At 67.8% G+C, this 23,381-nt stretch carries 24 protein-coding genes; 19 read left to right on the top strand and 5 right to left on the bottom strand.

The window, feature by feature from the left end; genetic code table 11:
• Window positions 1–140 precede the first annotated feature (140 nt).
• The 16 genes from F622_RS0112120 (at window position 141) to F622_RS0112045 (ending at window position 15,547) form a co-directional block, all read left to right on the top strand.
• Complete coding sequence (locus F622_RS0112120; protein WP_019572063.1) at window positions 141–1,301, top strand: LysM peptidoglycan-binding domain-containing protein; 1,161 nt, start codon at window positions 141–143, stop codon at window positions 1,299–1,301.
• 21 nt (window positions 1,302–1,322) lie between these two features.
• Window positions 1,323–2,462, top strand: coding sequence for a DNA-processing protein DprA (dprA, locus tag F622_RS0112115; RefSeq protein WP_018176247.1), 1,140 nt, complete (start codon window positions 1,323–1,325; stop codon window positions 2,460–2,462).
• A complete protein-coding gene (locus F622_RS0112110) occupies window positions 2,459–2,944 on the top strand; it encodes a DUF494 family protein (RefSeq protein ID WP_018144651.1) in 486 nt (161 codons plus the stop codon). The genes dprA and F622_RS0112110 overlap by 4 nt, the downstream gene beginning before the upstream one ends.
• 139 nt (window positions 2,945–3,083) lie before the next feature.
• Entirely contained in the window at window positions 3,084–5,654 is a 2,571-nt protein-coding gene (locus tag F622_RS0112105; RefSeq protein WP_018650578.1) for a DNA topoisomerase I, read from the top strand.
• On the top strand, window positions 5,641–6,246 hold the full coding sequence (locus F622_RS0112100; protein WP_018176249.1) for an L-threonylcarbamoyladenylate synthase: 606 nt from the start codon (window positions 5,641–5,643) through the stop codon (window positions 6,244–6,246). The genes F622_RS0112105 and F622_RS0112100 overlap by 14 nt, the downstream gene beginning before the upstream one ends.
• A 16-nt stretch (window positions 6,247–6,262) precedes the next feature.
• Entirely contained in the window at window positions 6,263–7,192 is a 930-nt protein-coding gene (hemF, locus tag F622_RS0112095; protein ID WP_018176250.1) for an oxygen-dependent coproporphyrinogen oxidase, read from the top strand.
• 23 nt (window positions 7,193–7,215) lie between these two features.
• A complete protein-coding gene (gene hemB / locus F622_RS0112090; protein ID WP_019572062.1) occupies window positions 7,216–8,232 on the top strand; it encodes a porphobilinogen synthase in 1,017 nt (338 codons plus the stop codon).
• Window positions 8,229–9,077: a shikimate dehydrogenase gene (gene aroE / locus F622_RS0112085; protein WP_019572061.1), complete on the top strand. Its 849-nt coding sequence runs from the start codon at window positions 8,229–8,231 to the stop codon at window positions 9,075–9,077. Before hemB ends, aroE begins: the two co-directional genes overlap by 4 nt.
• 102 nt (window positions 9,078–9,179) lie before the next feature.
• On the top strand, window positions 9,180–9,842 hold the full coding sequence (locus tag F622_RS0112080) for an OmpA family protein (protein WP_018176253.1): 663 nt from the start codon (window positions 9,180–9,182) through the stop codon (window positions 9,840–9,842).
• A 189-nt stretch (window positions 9,843–10,031) separates the two neighbouring features.
• A complete protein-coding gene (gene aroQ, locus F622_RS0112075; protein WP_018176254.1) occupies window positions 10,032–10,472 on the top strand; it encodes a type II 3-dehydroquinate dehydratase in 441 nt (146 codons plus the stop codon).
• 9 nt (window positions 10,473–10,481) lie between these two features.
• The gene (accB, locus tag F622_RS0112070) at window positions 10,482–10,934 is read left to right on the top strand and encodes an acetyl-CoA carboxylase biotin carboxyl carrier protein (protein ID WP_019572060.1); all 453 of its coding nucleotides are present in this window, start codon (window positions 10,482–10,484) and stop codon (window positions 10,932–10,934) included.
• Between the two features lie 51 nt (window positions 10,935–10,985).
• Window positions 10,986–12,332: an acetyl-CoA carboxylase biotin carboxylase subunit gene (accC, locus tag F622_RS0112065; protein ID WP_018938912.1), complete on the top strand. Its 1,347-nt coding sequence runs from the start codon at window positions 10,986–10,988 to the stop codon at window positions 12,330–12,332.
• A 31-nt stretch (window positions 12,333–12,363) separates the two neighbouring features.
• On the top strand, window positions 12,364–13,245 hold the full coding sequence (prmA, locus tag F622_RS0112060; protein WP_019572059.1) for a 50S ribosomal protein L11 methyltransferase: 882 nt from the start codon (window positions 12,364–12,366) through the stop codon (window positions 13,243–13,245).
• A 228-nt stretch (window positions 13,246–13,473) separates the two neighbouring features.
• On the top strand, window positions 13,474–14,121 hold the full coding sequence (locus F622_RS0112055; protein WP_019572058.1) for a DUF3426 domain-containing protein: 648 nt from the start codon (window positions 13,474–13,476) through the stop codon (window positions 14,119–14,121).
• A gap of 110 nt (window positions 14,122–14,231) precedes the next feature.
• Window positions 14,232–15,224 carry a tRNA dihydrouridine synthase DusB gene (gene dusB, locus F622_RS0112050; protein WP_018176256.1) on the top strand — a complete coding sequence of 331 codons (993 nt, stop codon included), beginning with the start codon at window positions 14,232–14,234 and terminating at the stop codon, window positions 15,222–15,224.
• A complete protein-coding gene (locus tag F622_RS0112045; RefSeq protein WP_018144664.1) occupies window positions 15,221–15,547 on the top strand; it encodes a helix-turn-helix domain-containing protein in 327 nt (108 codons plus the stop codon). Before dusB ends, F622_RS0112045 begins: the two co-directional genes overlap by 4 nt.
• Before the next feature lie 93 nt (window positions 15,548–15,640).
• Here F622_RS0112045 and F622_RS0112040 read toward each other — a convergent pair whose 3' ends face one another.
• Complete coding sequence (locus F622_RS0112040) at window positions 15,641–16,402, bottom strand: inositol monophosphatase family protein (protein ID WP_018176257.1); 762 nt, start codon at window positions 16,400–16,402, stop codon at window positions 15,641–15,643.
• A gap of 161 nt (window positions 16,403–16,563) precedes the next feature.
• Here F622_RS0112040 and F622_RS0112035 point away from each other — a divergent pair, with 161 nt between their 5' ends.
• Complete coding sequence (locus tag F622_RS0112035; protein ID WP_018144666.1) at window positions 16,564–16,881, top strand: DUF2322 family protein; 318 nt, start codon at window positions 16,564–16,566, stop codon at window positions 16,879–16,881.
• An 18-nt stretch (window positions 16,882–16,899) separates the two neighbouring features.
• Here F622_RS0112035 and F622_RS0112030 read toward each other — a convergent pair whose 3' ends face one another.
• From F622_RS0112030 to F622_RS0112020, 3 genes are read right to left on the bottom strand one after another with little or no spacing between them, the layout of a single operon-like run.
• Window positions 16,900–17,484 carry a histidine phosphatase family protein gene (locus F622_RS0112030; protein ID WP_018168376.1) on the bottom strand — a complete coding sequence of 195 codons (585 nt, stop codon included), beginning with the start codon at window positions 17,482–17,484 and terminating at the stop codon, window positions 16,900–16,902.
• On the bottom strand, window positions 17,481–18,038 hold the full coding sequence (ampD, locus tag F622_RS0112025; protein ID WP_019568147.1) for a 1,6-anhydro-N-acetylmuramyl-L-alanine amidase AmpD: 558 nt from the start codon (window positions 18,036–18,038) through the stop codon (window positions 17,481–17,483). The genes F622_RS0112030 and ampD overlap by 4 nt, the downstream gene beginning before the upstream one ends.
• Entirely contained in the window at window positions 18,035–18,418 is a 384-nt protein-coding gene (locus F622_RS0112020; protein ID WP_019572057.1) for a thioredoxin family protein, read from the bottom strand. The genes ampD and F622_RS0112020 overlap by 4 nt, the downstream gene beginning before the upstream one ends.
• Before the next feature lie 86 nt (window positions 18,419–18,504).
• Between F622_RS0112020 and F622_RS0112015 the strand changes: the two genes are divergently transcribed.
• A complete protein-coding gene (locus tag F622_RS0112015; protein WP_018176258.1) occupies window positions 18,505–20,556 on the top strand; it encodes a UvrD-helicase domain-containing protein in 2,052 nt (683 codons plus the stop codon).
• 41 nt (window positions 20,557–20,597) lie between these two features.
• Here F622_RS0112015 and F622_RS0112010 read toward each other — a convergent pair whose 3' ends face one another.
• Window positions 20,598–22,325, bottom strand: coding sequence for a potassium/proton antiporter (locus tag F622_RS0112010; protein WP_018144672.1), 1,728 nt, complete (start codon window positions 22,323–22,325; stop codon window positions 20,598–20,600).
• An 88-nt stretch (window positions 22,326–22,413) separates the two neighbouring features.
• Here F622_RS0112010 and F622_RS0112005 point away from each other — a divergent pair, with 88 nt between their 5' ends.
• Complete coding sequence (locus tag F622_RS0112005) at window positions 22,414–23,373, top strand: lipid A deacylase LpxR family protein (protein WP_018168382.1); 960 nt, start codon at window positions 22,414–22,416, stop codon at window positions 23,371–23,373.
• Window positions 23,374–23,381: the final 8 nt, after the last annotated feature.

The following is a 23,381-nucleotide window of genomic DNA, read 5'->3' as shown; positions in this document are numbered from 1 at the left end:
AAAAACCTCAAACTTTGTACTGTACAGACGTCGCAATTCTGCTAACGTTGGACCGCAATATCCGCGGAGTTGCGTCATCCGAATGGGGCCGGGCCACAGGAAGGCTCGGGGAGCGCGCGGACCTGACAGGGGACACCAAAATGTACAAGACCAGGGCCACCACGACCTTCGTTCTGCCGGGCATTCTCTTCAGTGTAACGCTGTTGCTGAGCGCCTGCGCGGCCACGCCAGAGAATGGCAGCGCCGAAACGGCCGCATCCGGCACCAGCGAAACGCAAGCTGCCGCCCGCGAGTCGCGCAACGCACTGGAACAACGCAGCTCCGCCGAGGCCGAGCCGGAGATCCGCGAATCCGCGCCGGAACGCTACGTCGTCAAGAAGGGCGACACGCTCTGGGATATCTCCGCGATGTTCCTGCAGGACCCGTGGTACTGGCCGGAGATCTGGCTGGTCAACCCCGAGATCGAGAACCCCCACCTGATCTATCCGGGTGACGTGCTGAGCATTCATTACGTGGATGGCCAGCCGCGCATCATGGTCGACGGCGGCCCGCGCGTGCGCCCGACCCATCGCCTGTCGCCCGAGGCCCGGGTGGTGGAGCGCGACGAGGACATCTCCCCCATCTCCACCCTGCAGTCGTTCATGTTCCGGCCGCAGGTGCTGGACGAAGAGACCCTGGAGAACGCGCCCTATGTCCTCGCCTCGCAGGACGAGCGCGTGATCTTCGGCCCCGGTGACCGCGTCTACGTGCGCAACGCCGAAGACACCGAACAGTACGAGCTCTACCACATCGTGCGCCACGACGGCATGCTGATCGACCCGGATACCGGCGAGGAGCTGGGCGTCGCGACCCTGCCGGTGGGCGAGGCGGAGATCATCGAGCCGGGCAACGTCGCCCGCGCCGATATCCGCAAGGGCGAACGCGAGGCCATCCGTGGCGACCGCCTGGTGCCGTATGCCGAAGAGCAGGACCGGCTGTTCGACATTGGCCGCGCGCCGGCCGGCGCCGAGGGCACGATCATCTCGCTGTTCGACGCCATCAGCCAGATCGGCCAGTTGCAGGCCGCCATCATCAACCGCGGCGAGCGCGACGGCATCGAGAACGGTCACGTCTTCGCGGCCTTCACCGCCGGACGCGAGGTGCGCGACCCGATCAGTGATCGCGCCAACGACGTGGTCACCCTGCCGGAAGAAGAAGTCGGCACCGTAATGGTCTTCCAGACCTTCGAGAAGGTCTCCTACGTGCTGGTAACCGAGGCCGAACGCACCCTGCGCGAGGGTGACAAGGTTCGCGCCCCCTGACCGGACTTGCGGCCCGGCTTCATGCGTGATGCCGAAACGGCGGCCGCTCCGCACCAGGACTGGCTACGCCTGATCAACACCCCCGGCCTCGGCCCGCGGCGCATGCTGCAACTGGTCGAGGCCTTCGGCACTCCGGGCAACGCCCTCGACGCCCCCACCGCCGAATGGCAGCGCGCGGGCATCGACCTCCGGCTGGACGATGCCGCGCGCCAGGCCCGCGACAAAGGGGCCGAAGCCGACCGGGCCTGGCTCGATGCCGATCCCCGGCATCACCTCCTGTGCCTCGACGACCCCGCCTATCCGCCCCTGCTGGCCGAGCTCCCCGACCCACCGCCAGTGCTGTACCTGAACGGCAACCCGGAACTGCTGCGCGCCCCGCAAGTGGGGATCGTCGGCAGCCGCGAGGCGACCCCGCAGGGCGAGCGCCTGGCCAGCGAATTCGCGCGCGAGCTGGCCACGGCCGGGCTCACGGTCACCAGCGGCCTGGCGCGCGGCATCGACGGCGCGGCCCACGAGGGCGCCCTGGCCGCACCCGGCGGGCGCACCATCGCGGTGGTCGCCACCGGGCCCGACCGCATCTACCCCGCCCAGCATCGCCGGCTCGCCCATCGCATCGCGGACCATGGCCTGGTCGTCTCGTTATGGCCCACCGATACCCGGCCACTGGCGCGGAACTTCCCGCAGCGCAACCGGGTGATCAGCGGGCTTTCGCTGGCCACCCTGGTCGTCGAGGCGGCCCTGAAGAGCGGTTCGCTGATCACCGCGCGGCTGGCCGCCGAGCAGGGGCGCCAGGTCTATGCGGTCCCGGGCTCGGTACTCAGCCCCGCCAGCCGGGGCTGCCACCAACTGATCCGCGACGGCGCCCAACTGGTGGAGTCGGCCGACGAGATCCTCGACGACCTCGCGGACTGGCTAGGCGTGGCGCCCAACGCCCCAGTTGTTCCGGCGGAACCCACCAGCGAACCGCTGGACCCGGAGCAGGAACGCGTGCTGAACGCGATGGGTTTCGACCCGGTCCCACTGGAAACCCTGCGCGAGCGCACCAAATTGACCATCGAACAGCTTTCATCCATGCTGGTTTTGCTTGAACTCCATGGCCGCGTGGCCGCCCTCGACCACGGGCGCTTCCAGCGCCTCGACGCAGGATCCCCCGAATCATGAACGAGAACGTGCTGGATGTGCTCATGTATCTCTTTGAGCACACCATCGACGAGGAATCCGACGAGGAGCCGGACCGCTCGGAACTGGAGCGCCACCTGGTGGAGGCCGGTTTCGCCCGGCGCGAGATCGATCGCGCCCTCGGCTGGCTGGACCGCCTGATGAGCGAGGCCCCGTTGGCAGGCCGCGGCGGGGACGGTGCCGCCCAGCGGATCTACGCCCCCGAGGAGCGCAAGCGCCTGGACACCGAGTCTCACGGCTTCCTGCTGCACCTGGAGCAGAACGGCCTGCTGACGGCCGGCACCCGCGAGCTGGTGCTGGATCGCGTCATGGAGCTGGATGCCGAGGAGATCGACCTCGACCAGCTGCGCTGGGTGGTGTTGATGGTGCTGTTCAACCAGCCCGACGACGCGATCGCCTATTCCCGCCTGGAAGAGGTCATGCGCGACGACTCGGGCCCCAGTGCCGTGGATTATCTGCACTGATCACCGTCTTTCGATGGTTACGCGGTAGCCACGGGCGTTTTCCTCATCTAGTCTTTAGCGCCCGTGAACCCGGTTGCATGCTTGCAACCGCCACCGCCCCGACACGGAACCCGCTGCCACGGAGACGGTCCCGAGCCACATGAGCAAGCACCTCGTCATTGTAGAGTCCCCCGCCAAGGGCAAGACCATCGAGAAGTACCTGGGTCCCGACTACCAGGTCCTCGCCTCGTATGGCCACGTACGCGATCTCGTACCCAAGGAGGGCGCGGTGGATCCGGAAGACGGCTTCCGGATGAAGTACGACATCATCGAGCGCAGCGAGAAACAGATCGAGGCGATCGCCAAGGCGCTGAAGAAGTCCGACGACCTGATCCTCGCGACTGACCCCGACCGTGAAGGCGAGGCGATCTCCTGGCACCTCCACGAGGTCCTGCGCGAACGCGGCCTGCTGGAAAACCGCGACGTGCACCGGGTGGTGTTCCACGAGATCACCAAGAAGGCGATCCAGGAAGCGATCGAGCACCCGCGCGACCTGGCCCAGCCGCTGATCGACGCCCAGCAGGCGCGCCGCGCGCTGGACTACCTGGTCGGCTTCAACCTCTCGCCGCTGTTGTGGCGCAAGATCAAGCGCGGCCTGTCCGCCGGGCGCGTGCAGAGCCCGGCCCTGCGCATGATTGCCGAGCGCGAGAACGAGATCGAGGCCTTCGTCGCACGCGAGTACTGGACGCTCGACGCCCTGACCGAACGCCAGGGCCAGTCATTCACCGCGCGCCTGACCCACCTGGACGGCAACAAGCTGGACCAGTTCGACCTCAACAGCACCGAACTGGCGCACGACGCCCAGAAACGCCTGACCGACGCCGCCAGCGGCGAGCTCCGGGTCGCCAAGGTCGAAAAGAAGCAGCGCCGCCGCAACCCGGCCGCGCCGTTCACCACCTCGACCCTGCAGCAGGAGGCCTCGCGCAAGCTCGGCTTCACCGCCAGCCGCACCATGCGCACCGCCCAGCAGCTCTACGAGGGAATCGACCTCGGCTCCGGCGCGATCGGCCTGATCACCTACATGCGTACCGACTCGGTGGCCCTGGCCGGCGAGGCGATCGGCGAAATCCGCGGTCTGATCGAGGAGCGCTACGGCGCCAACAACGTCCCCGACAGCCCGCGCCAGTACAAGACCAAGTCCAAGAACGCGCAGGAGGCCCACGAGGCCATCCGCCCGACCTCCGTGCGCCACGTGCCGAACGAGATACGCGATCGCCTGAGCAGCGACCAGGCACGCCTGTACGACCTGATCTGGAAGCGCACCGTCGCCTGCCAGATGATCCACGCGACCTTCGACACCGTCGCTGCTGACCTGGTCCCGGGCGAGACCCAGCACCAGTTCCGCGCTACCGGCTCCACCCTGGTCGACCCCGGCTTCATCGCGGTCTACCAGGAGGGCCGCGACGACACGCAGGACGACGACGAGGACAAGCGCCTGCCGGAAATGGCCGAGGGCGACAGCGTCAAACTGAACGAAGTCACCGCCGACCAGCACTTCACCGAGCCGCCGCCGCGCTACACCGAGGCCAGCCTGGTGAAGACGCTGGAGGAATACGGGATCGGCCGCCCCTCTACCTACGCCAGCATCATCTCCACCCTGCAGTCGCGCGAGTACGTGGAGATGGATGGCAAGCGCTTCATCCCGACCGACACCGGCCGGATCGTGAACAGCTTCCTGACCCAGCACTTCGACCGCTACGTGGACTATGACTTCACCGCGAAGCTGGAAGACGAGCTGGATGCCATCTCGCGCGGCGAGAAGGACTGGGTCCCGGTGCTGGAAGCGTTCTGGGGCGACTTCCGCGACCGGGTGAAGGAAAAAGAAGAGAACGTGACCCGCGCCGAGGCCGTGCAATCGCGCGAGCTGGGCCCCGACCCGCAAAGCGGGCGCCCGGTCAGCGTACGCCTGGGCCGGTTCGGACCGATCGTGCAGATCGGCACCAAGGACGACGAGGAGAAGCCGCGCTTCGCCGGCCTGCTGCCCGGGCAGAAGATGGACAAGGTCACCCTCGAGGAGGCGCTGGAGCTGTTCAAGCTGCCGCGCGATCTCGGCGAGACCCCCGAGGGCGAACCGGTGATGGTCAACATCGGCCGCTTTGGCCCGTACGTGAAGTACGGCTCCAAGTACGCGTCGCTGGGCCCGGACGACGATGTCTGGAGCATCGAGCTGCCACGCGCGCTGGAGGTCGTCGCCGAGAAGAAGAAAAAGGACGCCGAACGCTTCATCAAGAGCTTCGACGCGGAAGGCATCCAGGTCCTGAACGGGCGCTACGGCCCCTACGTGACCGACGGCAACAAGAACGCCAAGATCCCGAAAGAGACCGACCCCAAGTCCCTGACGCTGGAACAGTGCCAGGAACTGATCGCCGCCGCCCCGGAACGCAAGGGCCGCGGACGCAAGGGGGCGACCAAGTCCACGGGCAAGACCGCTGCCAAGTCCTCTAGCAAGACCGAGGGCAAGACCGCCAGCAAGACGTCGGCCAAGTCGACCGCCAAGTCGACATCCGCGAAAAAACCGGCGACCAAGAAGAAGGCCACCGCCAGCAAGACGGGCGCGAAGAAGACCACCGCCAAGAAGACCCCGGCGAAGAAGTCGTCTACTGCGAAGTCCGCCGGCGCTGGCGACAACCGCCTGAGTGCCGAGCCCTCCGGCGATCGTGGATCGGAATAACGCCCCGCTGCTGACCGCCGAGATCGATCCCGTCGCGCACCACGTGCGCGACGGCGGGGTGATCGCCTACCCCACCGAGGCGGTCTTCGGCCTTGGCTGCCGCCCGGACGCGCCGGAGGCCATCGAACGCATCCTGACACTGAAGGGTCGACCGGCGGCCAAGGGGCTGATCGTGGTCAGCGACCGGCTCGACCGCCTTGCCCCCTGGCTGGCCCCGCTGCCCGCCGACCGCCAGGCCGAGATCGACGCGAGCTGGCCCGGCCCCACAACCTGGCTGCTACCCGTAACCCCTGACTGCCCCATCCTACTGCGTGGCGAACACGACAGCCTGGCCGTGCGCGTAACCGCCCATCCAGCCACACGTGCGCTGTGCGCCGCCGCCGACAGCGCGCTGGTCTCGACCAGCGCGAACCGCGCCGGCGCGGAGCCCTGCCGCACCTGGGATTGCGTTACCTCACAACTCGGGGCGGGCATCGATGCGATCCTGCAGGCAGAATGTGGCGGGCGCGACGCCCCCAGCGCGATCCGCGACGCCCGCACCGGGGCCTGGCTCCGGGGTGGACCGGAACCCGACGCGAACACCCACCACTGATCAACCGGGACGCAGCATGAGCCAGGACAACGTCTCCATCGAGCACGTAATCGACTACCTGCAGGGCCTGCAGGACCGCATCTGCCAGGGCCTCGAGGGCCTGGACGGCCGGGCCTGCTTCGAGGAGGACGCTTGGGAGCGCCCCGCTGGCGGCGGCGGGCGTACCCGCGTGCTGCGCGAAGGCGCGGTGTTCGAGCAGGCCGGGGTGAATTTCTCCCACGTGATGGGCGACAACCTCCCGGCCTCGGCCACCGCCCACCGTCCGGAGATGGCCGGGCGCTCGTTCCAGGCCACCGGCGTGTCCCTGGTGATCCACCCGCACAACCCCTTTGTTCCGACCTCGCACGCCAACGTGCGCTTCTTCATCGCCGAGAAGCCCGGCGAGGACCCCATCTGGTGGTTCGGCGGCGGCTTCGACCTGACGCCCTACTACGGCTTCGACGAGGACTGCATCCACTGGCACCGTACCGCCGAGGCCGCCTGCCGCCCGTTCGGCGAGCACCTCTACCCGGCGCACAAGAAGTGGTGCGACGAGTACTTCCACCTCAAGCACCGCGACGAACCGCGCGGCGTGGGCGGGCTGTTCTTCGACGACTTCAGCGAGGGCGGCTTCGAGCATGCCTTCGGCTACATGCAGAGCGTGGGCAACGCCTACCTCGACGCCTACGCCCCGATCGTCGAGCGCCGCCGCGCCACCGACTTTGGCGAGCGCGAGCGCCAGTTCCAGCTCTACCGCCGCGGGCGCTATGTCGAGTTCAACCTGGTCTACGACCGCGGTACCCTGTTCGGCCTGCAGTCGGGCGGGCGCACCGAGTCGATCCTGATGTCGCTGCCGCCGCTGGTACGCTGGGAGTACAACTACCAGCCGGCGCCCGGCACGCCCGAGGCCGAACTGTACGAACGCTATCTGAAGCCGCGCGACTGGCTCGCCGAGACTGCCGGCTGACTCCAAACACGCAAGGACCTGGCATGACCGCACCGATCGCCCCCTATCCCGCCGGCCGCCCGCGCCGAATGCGCCGCGACGGCTTCTCCCGCCGCCTGATGCGCGAACACCACCTGCGCGCGGACGACCTGATCCTGCCGGTATTCGTCACCGAGGGCGAGGGCGTGCGCGAGGCGGTGCCGTCGATGCCTGGCGTGGAACGCGTCTCCATCGACCAGCTGCTGGAAGAGGCGGCCGCCGCCGTGCGCCTGGGCATCCCGGCACTGGCGCTGTTTCCGGTGGTTCCGGGCGAGAAGAAGAGCCTGGACGCACAGGAGGCCTGGAACCCCGAGGGCCTCGCCCAGCGCGCGGTGCGCGCACTGAAGGCGGCGCACCCGGGTCTCGGCGTGATCACCGACGTCGCCCTGGACCCGTTCACCACCCACGGTCAGGACGGCATCATCGACGACGACGGCTACGTGGTGAACGACATCACCACCAAGGCCCTGGTGAAGCAGGCGCTGTCGCACGCAGCGGCCGGTGCCGACGTGGTGGCCCCCTCCGACATGATGGACGGGCGCATCGGCGCGATCCGCGGCGCCCTGGAGGACGGCGGGCACGTGCACACGCGCATCCTCGCCTACTCCGCGAAATACGCCTCCGCCTTCTACGGCCCGTTCCGCGACGCGGTGGGCTCGGCCGGCAACCTCGGCAAGGGCGGCAAGGAGACCTACCAGATGGACCCGGCCAACGGCGACGAGGCCCTGCACGAGGTCGCGCTGGATCTCGCCGAGGGGGCCGACATGGTGATGGTCAAACCGGGCATGCCGTACCTCGACGTGGTGCGCCGCATCCGCGACGAATTCCGGCGCCCGACCTTCGTCTACCACGTCTCCGGCGAGTACGCGATGCTCAAGGCCGCCGCCGAACGCGGCTGGCTGGACGAGCGTGCCTGCGTGCTGGAGGCCCTGACCGGCATGAAGCGCGCCGGGGCCGACGGCATCCTCACCTACTATGCGCGCACCGTGGCCGAATGGCTGGCGGAGGACGCGGCGCGATGAGCGAGCCGCGTCCGGATCGCTACGCCGTGGTGGGCAACCCCGTCCACCACTCTCTTTCCCCGCGCATCCACACCCTGTTCGCCGAACAGACCGGGCAACACCTCGTGTACGAAGCCCGCCTGGGGACGCCGGGCCAGTTCGCCGAGGAGGTCAACGCCTGGTTCGCCGAGGGGCTCAAGGGCCTCAACGTGACCGTTCCATTCAAGGAGGAGGCCTTCGCCCTGGCCCGGGTGCTGAGCGACCGGGCTCGCCATGCCGGGGCAGTCAACACCCTGTGGCGCGATGGTGACCACCGGATCCACGGCGACAACACCGACGGCGTCGGCTTCTGTCGCGATCTCGACCGCCTCGGCTTCGCCGTGCGCAATCGCCAGGTCCTGATCCTGGGGGCCGGAGGCGCCACCCGCGGCCTGCTGCAGCCGCTGCTGGAAGGCGCACCCGAGGTGCTGATCATCGCCAACCGCACCGTGGCCCGCGCCGAGGGGCTGGTGGATGCCTTCCGGGATATCGCCCCGGCCACCCGGCTCTCCGCCTGCGGCCTGGACGCCCTGCCGCAGGGTCCGTTCGACCTGGTGGTTAACGCCACCGCCACCGGTCTCGGCGACGATGCACTGGCGCTCCCCGAGCACCTCGTCCACGCGGACAGCCTGGCCTATGACCTGGTCTACGGCGCCGGCGCCAAGCGCTTCCTGGACTGGGCCGCCGGCGCGGGCTGTGTACGCGGCAGCGACGGCCTCGGCATGGTGGTGGAACAGGCGGCCGAGGCCTTCTCCATCTGGCGCGGGGTGCACCCCGAGACGGATCCCATTCTGCGTCAACTGCGTCACGAAATCGCTCCCGAATAGCCCACCCACAACCCGGGTTCATGGACGGTTCACGCGCCACAGCGCAAGCTGAACATATTGCCCCTCATCCGCACGGGGCCAGCGAATACTGGGAGATTCATCATGCAACGCATTCTCGCCCTGGCCGTCACCAGCGCCCTGGTACTGGTGGTGGGCTGCACCACCACGGATCCGTACACCGGGGAAGAACGCGTCTCCCGAGCCACCATCGGGGCCGGCATCGGGGCCGCCACCGGTGCGGTGCTCGGCAGCGTCACCAGCAGTCGCAACCGTACCCAGCGCGCCATGATTGGCGCCGGCATCGGGGCCCTGGCCGGTGGCGCCATCGGCAACTACATGGACCGCCAGGAGGATGCCCTGCGCGAACAGCTGCGCGGCACCGGCGTGAGCGTGACCCGCGATGGCGACAACATCATCCTCAACATGCCGAGCAACATCACCTTCGATTTCGATCGCAGCGAGATCAAGCCGCAATTCCATGACGTCCTCGACTCGGTCACACTGGTGCTGGAGGAGTTCGACCAGACCGGGATCGAGGTCGCCGGGCACACCGACAGCACCGGCCGGGTGGAATACAACATGGACCTCTCCGAGCGCCGTGCCGAGAGCGTGGGTCAGGCCCTGATCCGCCGTGGCGTACAGCCGGTGCGGGTGCACACCATCGGCCTCGGGCCGCACCAGCCGGTCGCTACCAACGACACCGATGCGGGCCGCGAACAGAACCGCCGCGTCGAACTCACCCTGTTCCCGCTCACCGCCGACTAACCTGCACGTTCCGGCCCGGCACCCCGACGCTAGCCGAGGCCGGGCCGACCCCATTCTGGCGACGTCTCCAGCGCCTCGCGCTGGACACTCCTACCCTTCCTGCGGCAGAATCCCGATCATTCGCTGCATCGTGATTTTTCGGTGCAATCGCGTCCATTCTCGACAGGATCGCTACCGATTCCCCCTGCCATGGCGTCCATACTGCTGCTCAACGGCCCCAACCTGAACCTGCTGGGACAGCGGGAGCCGGAGCGCTACGGCGTACAGACCCTGGCGGACATCGAGACCGACCTTAAAGCCCGGGCGGAACAGGCCGGCGCAACCCTCGACTGCTTCCAGAGCAATCACGAAGGCGACCTGATCGACCGCATCCACGCCGCCGCTGGCGAGGGCGTGGAGCACATCCTGATCAATCCGGGCGGCCTGACCCACACCAGTGTCAGTCTGCGCGATGCCCTGCTGGGCGTCGCCATCCCGTTCTACGAGATCCATATCAGCAACATCCACGCCCGCGAGCCCTTCCGCCAGACCTCGCGCCTGAGCGATGTCGCCGCCGGCCTGGTCAGTGGCTTCGGCGTCATTGGCTACCGGCTGGCGCTGGATGCGGCGCTTGCAGCTATCAAGGACTAAGAGGCTTCCATGGACATTCGCAAGGTCAAGAAACTGATCGACCTGCTCGACGAGAGCGGCATCCACGAGATCGAGATCCACGAAGGCGAGGAGTCGGTGCGCATCACCCGCTCCGCCAGTGGGACGCCCATGGCCGCCGCCCCGGCCCCATTGCCCCCAGCGGCGCCCGCCGCGGCGGCCCCGACCGCAGCCCCGGCGGGCGCGACGGAGGCCGCACCGGAAATGGACGGTCATCGGGTCACCGCACCCATGGTCGGCACCTTCTACCGGGCGCCGAGCCCGGGCTCCAAGCCATTCGTCGAGGTCGGCCAGACAGTGGAGACCGGCGAGACCCTCTGCATCATCGAGGCCATGAAGATGCTCAATCCGATCGAGGCCGACCAGGGCGGCACCATCCGCGACATCCTGGTCGAGAACGGCAACCCGGTGGAATACGGGCAGCCGCTGTTCATCATCGGATGAACCCATCCGCCGGGCCTCACACCCCCGGCTTCGCTGGAAACAGGTTCGAGCATGTTTGAAAAAATTCTGATCGCCAACCGCGGCGAGATCGCCCTGCGGGTCCTGCGTGCCTGCCGCGAAATGGGCATTGCCACCGTCGCCGCCCACTCCAGCGCCGACCGCGACCTGAAGCACGTTCGCCTGGCGGACGAGTCGGTCTGCATCGGCCCTGCGGCCTCGGGCGAAAGCTACCTGAACATTCCCGCGCTGATCGCGGCCGCCGAGGTCACCGACGCCGGCGCGATCCACCCGGGCTACGGCTTCCTGTCGGAAAACGCGGACTTCGCCGAACGCGTGGAGTCTTCGGGCTTCGCCTTTATCGGTCCGCGCGCCGAGACCATCCGCCTGATGGGCGACAAGGTCTCCGCGAAGCAGTCGATGCTGGAGGCCAACGTGCCCTGCGTCCCCGGTTCCGGCGGCGCCCTGGGCGACGACGCGGACACCAACCTGGCGCTGGCGCGCGAGATCGGTTACCCGGTCATCATCAAGGCCGCCGCCGGCGGTGGCGGCCGCGGCATGCGTGTGGTGCACACCGAGGGCGCGCTGCTGAACGCCATATCGCTGACCCGCAACGAGGCGCAGCAGGGGTTCGGCAATGACACCCTGTACATGGAGAAGTACCTGGAACACCCGCGCCACGTGGAGTTCCAGATCCTCGCCGACAGCCACGGCAACGCCGTCTGCCTGGGCGAACGTGACTGCTCCATGCAGCGACGCCACCAGAAGGTCATCGAGGAGGCACCGGCCCCGGGTATTACCGATGACCAGCGCCAGGCCATGGCCGAACGGCTGATCCGTGCCTGTCAGGAGATCGGCTACCGCGGCGCCGGGACCTTCGAGTTCCTGTACGAGAACGGGGGGTTCTATTTCATCGAGATGAACACCCGGCTGCAGGTCGAGCACACCGTCACCGAGCAGGTCACCGGCATCGATCTGGTGCGCGAACAGATCCGCATCGCCGCCGGGGAACCCCTGGGCTACACGCAGGACGACGTGCGCATCACCGGTCACGCGATCGAGTGCCGCATCAATGCGGAAGACCCCCGTACCTTCATGCCCAGCCCCGGGACCATCCAGCAATACCACGCGCCGGGCGGACCGGGCATCCGCATGGATACCCACATCTACAACGGCTATATGGTGCCGCCGTACTACGACTCCATGATCGGCAAGCTGATCGCCCACGGCAACAGCCGCGAGATCGCGCTGGCACGCATGCGCGGCGCCCTGGGCGAGATCGTGGTGGACGGCATCCAGACCAACGTCGCGCTGCACCACGACCTGATGATCGACGCGAACTTCCAGCGCGGCGAGACCGATATCCACTATCTCGAGAAGAAGCTCAAGGCACAGGCCTGACCCTTCCCCCTCGCGCCACGAGCCTGATGCCATGAGCCTTGCCGAACTTGAATGCCAGATCAGCCCGGAACAAGCCGAGCCGCTGGAGGACACCCTGTTCGAACTGGGTGCCGTCAGCGTCGAGCTGTTCGACGCCGCAGACGAACCCCTTTTCGAGCCGCCCCTGGGCACCCATCCCCTGTGGTCCACCGTGCGCCTGAAGGCGGTGTTCCCGGACACCATCCAGGCGGACCTCGCCGCCGCCGCGCTGGCGCGCCAGGCGCAGGCCCCGGAGGCGATCCAGGTCCAGGCGATCGAGGACCAGGACTGGGTCCGCGCCGGGCTGGACGGTCTTGGCGCCATCCATTGCGGCGGCGCACTCTGGATCGTGCCCTCCTGGGAGGATGAACCGGCGATCGAGGAAGGCACCTTCGTGCGCCTGGACCCCGGTCTTGCCTTCGGGACCGGCAATCACCCGACCACCGCGATGTGCCTGGCCGCCCTGGCCCAGCAGCCACCGCGCGATCAAGAGGTCCTCGACTACGGCTGCGGCTCGGGCATCCTCGCGATCGCCGCCCTGAAGCTGGGCGCACGCCATGCACTGGGCATCGACATCGATGAACAGGCCGTGCAAGCCACCCGCAGCAATGCCGACTCCAACGCCATCCCGCCCGCACAGCTGGAGACGGGGCTGACCGATCACCCTGTGCCCGACGCGGCCTATGACCTGGTGCTGGCCAACATCCTCGCCAAGCCGCTGATCGATCTGGCACCGGAGTTGGCTCGGGCGGCGAAACCGGGCGCACGCATCCTGCTCGCCGGGCTGCTCGAACGCCAGGCAGACGAGGTCATCGCGGCCTACTCTGACACCTTCGATATCGGCGTCGAGGACTGTCGCGAAGGCTGGGCCCTGCTCGGCGGCCGCCGGCGCTAGGGAGACGCTGAGTCATGGACGCGCCCGGCCGAGTCGATCGCTCTCAACGGCAAGGCGCCGCAAGCACAGGATCGCCCGGCTGCAGCAACGCGCCGCAAGCCCATCAGCAGGCCCCATCGGGCGAATCCTCGCGACACCTGACGCCCAGCCCGTAGGATGCTGGCCCGCTGCCCCCAATGCGGCGTCACCCACGCCCTCGCCCGCGGGGCCAAGCTCCGTCAGAGGCGAGTGCACTGCTCCAATTGCGATGCCGAGTTCGATCTGTTCCCGGCACTGGAGATCGGCGGCGCGGGCGAACGCGTGTTGGGCCAGGGGCTCCTCCCGGCACGCCAGGCGCCCCTCCACGCCATCGAGCGGGCCCCGGGCGCTGCAATACCCCTCAACATCGAACGCCACGCAAGCCCCCTGGGCTCGGCAGACGCAACACGCCGGCGCTCCTGGCCGGGGATCATGCTGGCCGCCGCCCTGATGCTGCTGCTGGGCGCGCAACTACTGGCAATCCCGCCCGTGGCACCGGACCAGAGCCCCCAGCTGGCCCAGGCCCGGGCGCAAGTGTGCGCGGCCCTCCCCTGCCCGACCTGGCACCCGCGGCGCGCCCCTGGACAAATCCGGACCTCGGCGCCCGATTTCTTCACCACCACCGATGGCACTCTGCACCTGCAATTCGTGCTCGAGAGCCCGATCCGGCAGGCCTGGCCGATCCTCGATATCCGCCTGACCGACCAGCTTGGGACGCCCCATGGCACCCTCCGGCTAACCCCGGACGAGTACACCGCCCCCCACGCACCGATGAATGCCCACTCCCCCCATTCCGTGCGTCTGGCCGTTGCCAGCCCTCATGGCCACATCACCGGCATCGAAATCCAGCCCCGGTAATTCCCGGGTCCAAGCTCGCGCGCATTCACATGGTTTCGCGATCGACCGCACCGGAAACCGCGCAGGTTAGCTGCTAGACTGGCCCGCTTGCTCCCGACCCGATAGCCCCGATGCAGCTCGGAACTCACCACTTCCCCGACCCTGTCGTGTTTCTGGCGCCGATGGCCGGGGTCAGCGACCGTCCGTTTCGGTTACTGGCCCGCCGCCTGGGGGCCAGCGCGGCGGTATCCGAGATGGTGACCTCCGACACCCGACTATGGACCAGCGACAAGAGCCGCCACCGCCTGGATCATCGCCAGGAGCCGCGCCCGCGCATCGTACAGTTGCTGGGTAACGAACCCGAGGCCCTGGCCGAGGCTGCGCGCGAGAACGTGCGCCGCGGCGCCGACGTGATCGATCTGAACCTCGGCTGTCCGGCCAAGAAGGTCTGCAGCAAGGCCGCCGGATCGGCGCTACTGGGCGAACCGGAACGGGTGCGCGAACTGCTCCAGGCGCTCACCACCGCGGTCACGGTCCCGGTGACCCTGAAGATGCGCCTGGGCCTCGACCGCGAACGGATCAACGGCGAGACCATCGCGGCCATTGCCGAGGACTGCGGCATTGCGATGCTGACCGTGCATGGCCGCACGCGGGCCGATGCCTATCGCGGAGAGACGGACTACGCCGCCATCGCGCGCATCGTCCGGGCCGTTTCCATCCCCGTGCTCGCCAATGGCGACATCACCGGCCCCGAAAAGGCCCTGCAGGTATTGGATACGACCCGTGCGGCGGGCGTGATGATCGGGCGTGCCGCCCAGGGCCAGCCCTGGCTCCCGGGCCAGATCCGGGCCGCGCTGGCGGGCGAACCGATACCGCCGGCACCCGGGCGCGCCGCCCGCCTGGCCCTGATCGAGGAGCACATTGGCGAACTGCACGCCCAATACGGCGAACCACAGGGCGTGCGCATCGCGCGCAAGCACCTGGGCTGGTATCTTCAGGGCCTGGGTCTCGACGAGGCTCGCACCCGGGCGGCCCGGGCTGATCTTCTCGCCGCCCCCACGGCCAGCGAACAACTGTGGCGCCTTCGGGCCCACCTGACGGGAATCGCAAGCGAGGCTGCATGAGCATGAACATGCCACTCGAACAGGACCCAGAGGTCCACGAGACGCCGGTTGCAGGCGTGCTCCCGTCCGACTGTGTGCTGGCCGAGTCCGTGCGCCATGCACTGGACCAGTACTTCGAGACCCTGGATGGGCAGAGCAGCCACGATCTCTACGCGCTGGTGATGAACGAGGTGGAGCGCCCCCTCCTGGCCAGCGTGCTGGAGCGCTGCGGGGGCAACCAGAGCCGCGCGGCGGCCCTGCTCGGGCTCAACCGCGCCACCCTGCGCAAGAAGCTGCGCACCCACGGACTGGTGGGAACCAACGGGAACGGCGCCGGAGAATAACCCCCGGCGCCGGCAACCCCATGCGCCCAAACCGAGCCGCCGGGAAGGCGCTTATCCATACGCGACCAGCAGTCGCTCGGATTTGGACGACTGCTAGCCCTTCCAGCCCAAGCGGGTCAGGGCCGTACGATGCAGTTCCGGGGTGGCCGCGGCCAGGACATTCGCGGTCTGCAGGTCCAGTTCGCCGCCAGAGAGGTTGGTGAACACGCCCCCCGCCTCGCGCACGATCACCGCCAGTGCGGCGATATCCAGGATATTCACGTCCGACTCGACGATCAGGTCGATGCTGCCGCGCGCCAGCAGGTGGTAGTGGTAGAAGTCGCCGTAGCCACGGGTGCGGTTCACCTCGGCCGTGATGCCGCCCAGTGCCTTCCAGCCTTCAGCATTCTGCGCCAGGGACTTGAGGTTACCGGTGGACAGGGAGGCCCGCCCCAGATCGGTGGTCTTCTCGACCGCGATCGGGTCGCCATTCAGGAACGCGCCCTGGCCCTTTTCCGCCCAGGCCCGCTCACCAAACTGGATGCCATTGGACAGCCCCAGGATCAGATCGCCCTTGTACATCAGCGCGATCTGGGTGGAGAAGAACGGGTAGCGACGCACGAAGCTCTTGGTGCCGTCGATCGGGTCAATCAGCCAGACATAGTCGGAATCCATGTCCGACTGCCCGGTCTCCTCGCCGTAGAAACCGTGATCCGGGAAGTGCTCGCGGATCACCTGGCGGATCGCCTGTTCGCTCTCCACGTCGGCCCGGGTCACCGGGGTATCGTCGGGTTTGGTTTCGACGTCGACACCCGCCTCGTAATAGTGGCGGATTACCTTCTCGGCGGCATCGGCGGCGGCCTGGGCGGCCTCCATGAACGCGCTTCGCGACATGTTCGTGTCCCCTCGACAAAAGCCGCTATCTTAGCATGTGGCGCCTTCGTCGCTGACCCGGCGCGACCCTGCCGCCTTCGCGGGTTGGTTGTCGCCACCGGGTCATGCCCCGATAATGCCGCCATTATTTCGAGGAGCCCGACATGTCCAAGAAGCTGCCCGACGTCAGCAATATCGAACGCCTGGAATTGTTTGGCGAAGACTACAACCCCACCGCGACCATCGAAAACGTGGAAGGCCAGAGCCTGTCGCTGCAGATCTACTATCAGCTGGCGCTGGACTTCGGCGGCATCGGCCCCAAGGCGGCCAACTCGGGGCTGCTGATGTACGGCAACCACGCCGATGACGCCCGCGCCAACCCCGGCAAGCACCCGAACATCGATCGTCTGATCGACGTGCTGAACAACGACTTCTACCTGTCGGTGAAGGCCGTCCCCAAGCGCAGCAACCAGGCCGGGTAGACCGGAGCTGCGTCCGACTCAAACCCGGTTGGCGTGGATCAGGCGCCAGCCCCGGGTCGGGTGCCGGTGCAAGCGAGTGCGACTGGCATAGTCGCATTCCAACTGGAACAGCCGCGCGTCCGGCACCCCCATCACCCAGCCCACCAGGGCGCGAATCACCCCGGCGTGCACGACCAGCAGCACGCGCTCGGCCTCCAGGGGCCGCAACGCCGCCTCGAAGCCGGTCTCCACCCGCCGCCGAAAGTCCGCCAGCGGCTCGGCCCCTGCCGGCCGCGCGTGGACTGGGTCGGCGTAGAAGGCGCGGTACTCCTCCGGCCGGTCACGCTGAAGCTCAACCCGGGTCCGCCCCTCCCAGTCGCCGAAGCCCACCTCGCGCAGATCCGGCGCCAGGGACAGCGGTAAATCCTGTCCGGCGGCGAAGCGTTCAGCGAAGGCGCGGCAACGCTGCATCGGCGAACTGACCACGTACTGCCAGCCGGCCTCGCCTTTCACCGCCTGCTCCATCTGGGCCCACCCGCGCGGGCTCAGCGGATCGTCGCAGCCATGACCGCGATAGCGCTGACCGCCCTCCGGCTCCCCGTGGCGCAACAAATCCACGATCATGCCGTCACCGCCTGCAATTGCCGCCGCAGGCGCGTCCAGTCGAAGCAGGGCCCGGGGTCCGTCTTGCGCCCCGGCGCGATGTCGCTGTGACCCACCAGCCCATCCGCGCCAATACCAGGGTAGCGTGCCCGGAGCCAGCCCACCAACCGCGCCAGTTCGGCGTACTGCGCCGGGGTGAACGGATCCTCGTCGGTCCCCTCGAGTTCGATCCCGATGGAGAAATCGTTGCAGCGCTCGCGTCCGCACCACTGCGACGCCCCTGCATGCCAGGCACGGCGGGAGAACGGCACGAACTGGGTGGCCCACCCGTCGCGGTTAATCAGCACATGGGCGGAGACATGCAACGCCGCGATCTCGGCAAAGTAGGGATGGGCCTGCGGATCCAGCCGGTTCTGGAAGAGCTCGGCGATATGCGGTCCGCCGAACTCGCCGGGCGGAAGACTGATCGCATGCACCACAATCAACTCCGGGTCCTGTCCCGGCGGGCGGGCATCCTGGTTCGGGCTTTCCACCACGCGCGCGGGCGGCCACCAGTCGATGTCACTCGAGGTCATGGTGCCTCCTCGGGTGGGCGCGCGAGGCAGGCGGTCAGCGCCTCGCGCAGCAGGGGCAACCGGGGCGGGGCCTCCAGGCGACCGTGGTAGGCGCCCGCCTGGAACACGAACAGCGCCGGCAGATGGAAGACCTCGAATTCGCGCACCAGGGCGGTATCCGTCTCGGCGTCCACCACGAACAAGGCAGGCGCATCCGCGGCCGCCTGCCACTCCGCCAGGACCCGCCCCATCACCTTGCAGGCGCCACAGCCCTGGCGCGTGAACAGAATCATCGCCGAGCCCGGCACATCCATCAGGCGCTGATGAAAATCAAACTGGGTCAGACGCGGGAGCGACCCGTCCGTCCCGGCCGCGGCTGCAGTGCCCGACACATCGGTCAATGGCTTACCCTCACCGTTACTGTCTTTATGAATGCTGGATCGTGGGTTAGTTTACGCGCCCCGCTGAGAAGGAATCGATCACCCCGGTGTCTGAACTGAATCCTCAACAACAGGCCGCCGTGACCACCACGGACCACCCACTGCTGGTGCTGGCCGGAGCGGGGTCGGGCAAGACGCGCGTGATCACCGAGAAGATCGCGCACTTGATCGAGCAGCGCGGGCTCGAGGCGCGCCGCATTGTTGCCATCACCTTCACCAACAAGGCGGCGCGCGAGATGCGCGAGCGCGTGCAGGGCCGCCTGGCGCGCGAGCAGGCACGCGGGCTTAGCGTCTCCACCTTTCACACCTTCGGGCTCAATTTCCTGCGCCGTGAACTGCAGGCGGCCGGGCTGCGTGCCGGCTTCTCGATCCTCGATCCGGGCGACTGCCGGCAGTTGCTGCGCGAGATCACCTACCGCGATGACACCGGCTCCGAGGTGGACGCACTGGTCGGCCACATCAGCCGCTGGAAGAACGACCTGATGACGCCGGCGGAGGCGCTGCACGAGGCGAGCCAGATGACCGATGCCCCGGAGGCCATCGCCGCCGCCAACCTCTACCCACGCTACGAGGACGCCCTGCGCGCCTACAACGCGGTGGATTTCGACGACCTCATCAAGCGCCCGGTGGACTGCCTGCGCGACGATCCGGAGCTGCGTAACCGCTGGCAGGACCGCATCCGCCACCTGCTGGTCGACGAGTACCAGGACACCAACTCCGCGCAGTACCAACTGGTGCGCCTGCTGGTTGGCGTCAGTGATGGACTGACGGTGGTCGGCGATGACGACCAGTCGATCTACGCCTGGCGCGGCGCGCGCCCGGAAAACCTCGTGCGCCTGCAGGACGATTTCCCGCGCCTGGAGGTAATCAAACTGGAGCAGAACTACCGCTCCACCAACCGCATCCTGCACACCGCGAACGCGCTGATCGCGAACAACCCGCACGTGTTCGAGAAGCGCTTGTGGAGTGCGCTTGGCGAGGGCGAAAAGATCGAGGTCATCGGCTGCTCCGACGCCGACACCGAGGCGGCGCGCGTGGTCTCCGAGCTGATGCGCCGGCGTTTCCGTCTCAACGCGGGCTGGGGGGATTTCGCGATCCTCTACCGCAGCAACCACCAGTCCAGGCTGTTCGAGAAGCTCCTGCGCGAGCAGGGCATCCCCTACCGCCTGAGCGGCGGCCAGTCGTTCTTCGAGAAGGCCGAGATCAAGGACCTGGTTGCCTACCTGCGCCTGCTCGCCAACCCGGACGACAACACCGCGTTCCTGCGCGTGGTCAACGTCCCGCGCCGCGAGATCGGGCCAGCCACCCTGGAAAAGCTCGGCCACTACGCCAACCAGCGCGGCACCTCCCTGTTGCAGGCCGCCCGCGGCGCCGGTCTTTCCGAATACATGGATGCCCGCGCCCAGGCCCGGCTGGAGCGCTTTACTGACTGGATTGACGGCTTCCAGCGCCGCGGCGCGGAAGAGTCCCCGGACGTCCTGCTACGCGCCTTGGTCGAAGACATCGACTACGAATCCTGGCTGTTGGAGAACAGCCCCAACCCGCGCGCAGCGACCCGGCGCATGGACAACGTGCGCGAATTCATCGACTGGGTCGGGCGCATGGGCGGAGCGAACACCACGGCCGAATACGGTGATGACGAGGCCGAGGACACCCGCAGCATGGGTCTTGCCGACATCGTCAATCGCATCAGCCTGATGGACATCCTCGACCGCAACCGGGATTCCCAGGACGGCAACGAGTCGGTACAGCTGCTGACCCTGCACACCGCCAAGGGCCTGGAGTTTCCGCATGTCTGCCTGGTCGGCTTCGAGGAGGAATTGCTGCCACACCGCGTCAGCGTCGAAGACGACTCCATCGAGGAGGAGCGCCGCCTGGCCTATGTCGGCCTGACCCGCGCCCAGCAAACCCTCCTGATCACCTACGCCCAAAGCCGAAGCCGCTACGGCGAAAGCATCGATTGCGAGCCCTCGCGCTTTCTCGACGAACTCCCCGGGGAGCATCTCGACTGGCCCGACGCCAAGCCGCCGGACCCCGAGACCCAGCAGCTCACCGCCCGCGCCCACCTCGCCGGCCTGAAGGCCATGCTGGAAAAATAGGGCCCCTTAGAGATTCAGGCCTCGCACCGCCGGACTTACACTCAAGAAGGCTTCAGCAGCTTCAGGCCGACGCGGGTGATGCGGGCGCCGTCCATCTCGCGGATGACCAGGCGCATCGGGCCGAGATCGACGGCATCGCCGACGACCGGTTCGGCCTGGAGCTCGCGACGCAGATAGACCTCCAGGGTTTCACCCTGGCGTTCGGGCGGGACCGGGGCGCCATAGGCCATGCCGACTGCGCCCAACTGGGCGTCGCCGTTGAGCGCGAATTCGCCGAACACGCTGCGCTCGGTGAGGCGTTCCGGCACCTCGTCCTTGGGCACGAACAGGCGGTCGAGGTCATGCAGATCCGCGGGCGTGACCATGATGTAGAGATGGTCGCCGGCGTGCAGATCCAGCAGCTCCAGGGTCTCCAGCAATTTGCCCTTGCGCAGATGCGCCACCACCCGTGCGCTGCCCGGCAAGCGGAAGTTCGACCAGGCCTCGCGCACCACCGGGGTGGTCTCCGCCAGACGGTAGCCGACCAGCTCCATCTCCTGCTGCCCCGGGATGTCGAGCTCGGTGCGCTGCACCCGCGCGGTGGTGGGGGGCAACTCCAGCCCCAGCCAGCGTGCCGAGGTGGCGACGGTCCAGCCCTGCACCAGTAGCGAGATCAGCACGACGAAGAACACCACGTGGAAGAAGTAGCCAGCCAGTTCCAGCCCGGCCAGCAAGGGGAACAGCGCGAGGATAATCGGCACCGCCCCGCGCAGACCAACCCAGGAGATGAACACCTGCTCGCGCCAGGGAAAGCGGAACGGGTAGAGGCAAATCCACACCGCCAGCGGCCGCGCGATCAGGATCAGCACGGCGGCGACCAGGCCGGCGTCCAGCGCCACCGGCGGGAGCTCGGACGGGGCGACGATCATGCCCAGCATCAGGAACATGCCGATCTGCGCCAGCGAGGCGATGCCGTCATGGAAACGCTTGATGTTCTGCGAGGCCTCCAGCGGTCGGTTGCCGAGCAGCAGCCCCGCCAGGTACACGGCGAGGAACCCGGAACCGCCAACCAGCCCGGTGAGCCCGAAGATAGCCAGTGCCCCGGCCATGGCGAACAGCGGATAAAGCCCGGCCGCCATCGGCACCCGGTTGATCAGCGCGAGCAGGGCAAAGCCGCCACCCACCCCGAGCAACGCGCCCAGGCCCATCTGCTGGACGAACTCGACCAGCACCACCAGGCCGAACTGCTGTTCCGGCATCAGCAGCAGTTCGATCAGCACAATGGTGAGGAAGATCGCCATCGGGTCGTTGGAGCCGGACTCGATTTCGAGCGTGGCGCCGACCCGGCTCTTCAGCTCCAGCCCACGCGAGCGCAGCAGGGAGAACACCGCCGCCGCATCGGTGGACCCGACAATCGCCCCGAGCAGCAGCCCCTCCAGCCAGGACAATCCCAGCCACCACACGGCGAACGCCCCGGTCAGCCCCGAGGTGACGATGACCCCGAGTGTGGCCAGCCCCAGCGCCGGCTTCAGCCCGATGCGGAAATTGCGCGCCGGTGTGCGCATCCCGCCGTCGAACAGGATGATCGCCAGCGCCGCCGAGCCGATCAGATAGGCAACGGTGATATTCTCGAACACCAGACCGCCCGGGCCTTCCGGGCCCAGCAGCATCCCGATGACCAGGAACACCAGCAACAGGGGCACACCCAGCCGCGAGGTGATCACGCTCGAAAGGATGCTCCCCAGCAGCACGATCGCGGCCAGGAAGATGATCTGGTTGGAGAGGTCCATGCGCCAATCATACCGGAACACCCCCGCATCCCGACGGCGCTCCACCCGCTGGAGAGAGGCTGGCCTGCTGGCCACGGCACTCCTGTGCGTGGCGGTCGCCAGCCCAACCAGCCTGGCCGGTAGCGGCGTCGATGCCTTGCACTTCGAATTCGAGAACGACCTGTTCGGGGGCGAGGATCGCTACTACACCAACGGGGTTCGCATCGGCTGGACGCGCAGCGAGGAACGCGTGCCACCGTGGCTGCGGACTGTGGCGGACAGCCTGCCGTTCTTCATCCGTCGCGAGGAGCCCGAACGCCTGAAGGCGGCGATCCACCTGGGTCAGAACATGTACACCCCGGAGGATATCGAGCGCACGACGCCGGACCCGGATGATCGCCCCTACGCCGGCTGGCTGTACCTGAATTTCAGCATGGCCGCGGAACACGACAACCGCCTGGACCGCCTGCAGGTCACGCTGGGCACGGTCGGCCCGGCCTCCCTGGCCGAACGCACCCAGAGGGAGGTCCACAGCTGGTCCAGCGCACCGGAGCCAAAAGGATGGGATCACCAGATCGGCAATGAACCGACGCTGATGCTGGCCTACGAACGCCAGCTGCGCGGCCGGTCACACCGCACGCCAAACGGCTGGGGCGCCGACCTGACCCCGCACTGGGGCGCGGCTGCCGGAACCCCCTTCACCTTCGCGAATGCCGGTGCCATCGTGCGCGCGGGGCGCAACCTGCCGGGCGATTACGGCCCGCCCCGGATCCGCCCGGCCCTGTCCGGCACCCACACCTTCGAGACCACCGCGCGCGTCGGCGGCTATGCGTTTGCCGGTATCGACACGCGGCTCATGCTCTACGACCTGTTCCTGGACGGTCCGGTCTTTCGTGACGGGCCATCGGTAGACAAGCACCCCGTGGTGGGCGAGCTCACCGCCGGGGTCGTGTTTCATGTAGGCGGGGTGCGCCTGGGCTACACCCATGTCTGGCGCTCGCGCGAGTTCAGCGGGCAGGCCAAGGGCGCGGCCGAGTTCGGCTCGCTGCACGCCACCTGGCAGTTCTGAACACGGGG

The sequence above is a fragment of the Thioalkalivibrio sp. ALMg3 genome, assembly GCF_000381225.1.
In the GTDB taxonomy this organism is placed as follows: Bacteria; Pseudomonadota; Gammaproteobacteria; order Ectothiorhodospirales; family Ectothiorhodospiraceae; genus Thioalkalivibrio; species Thioalkalivibrio versutus.
Note: the sequence above shows the minus strand (reverse complement) of the source record. Positions and strands in the feature narration are given on the sequence as shown.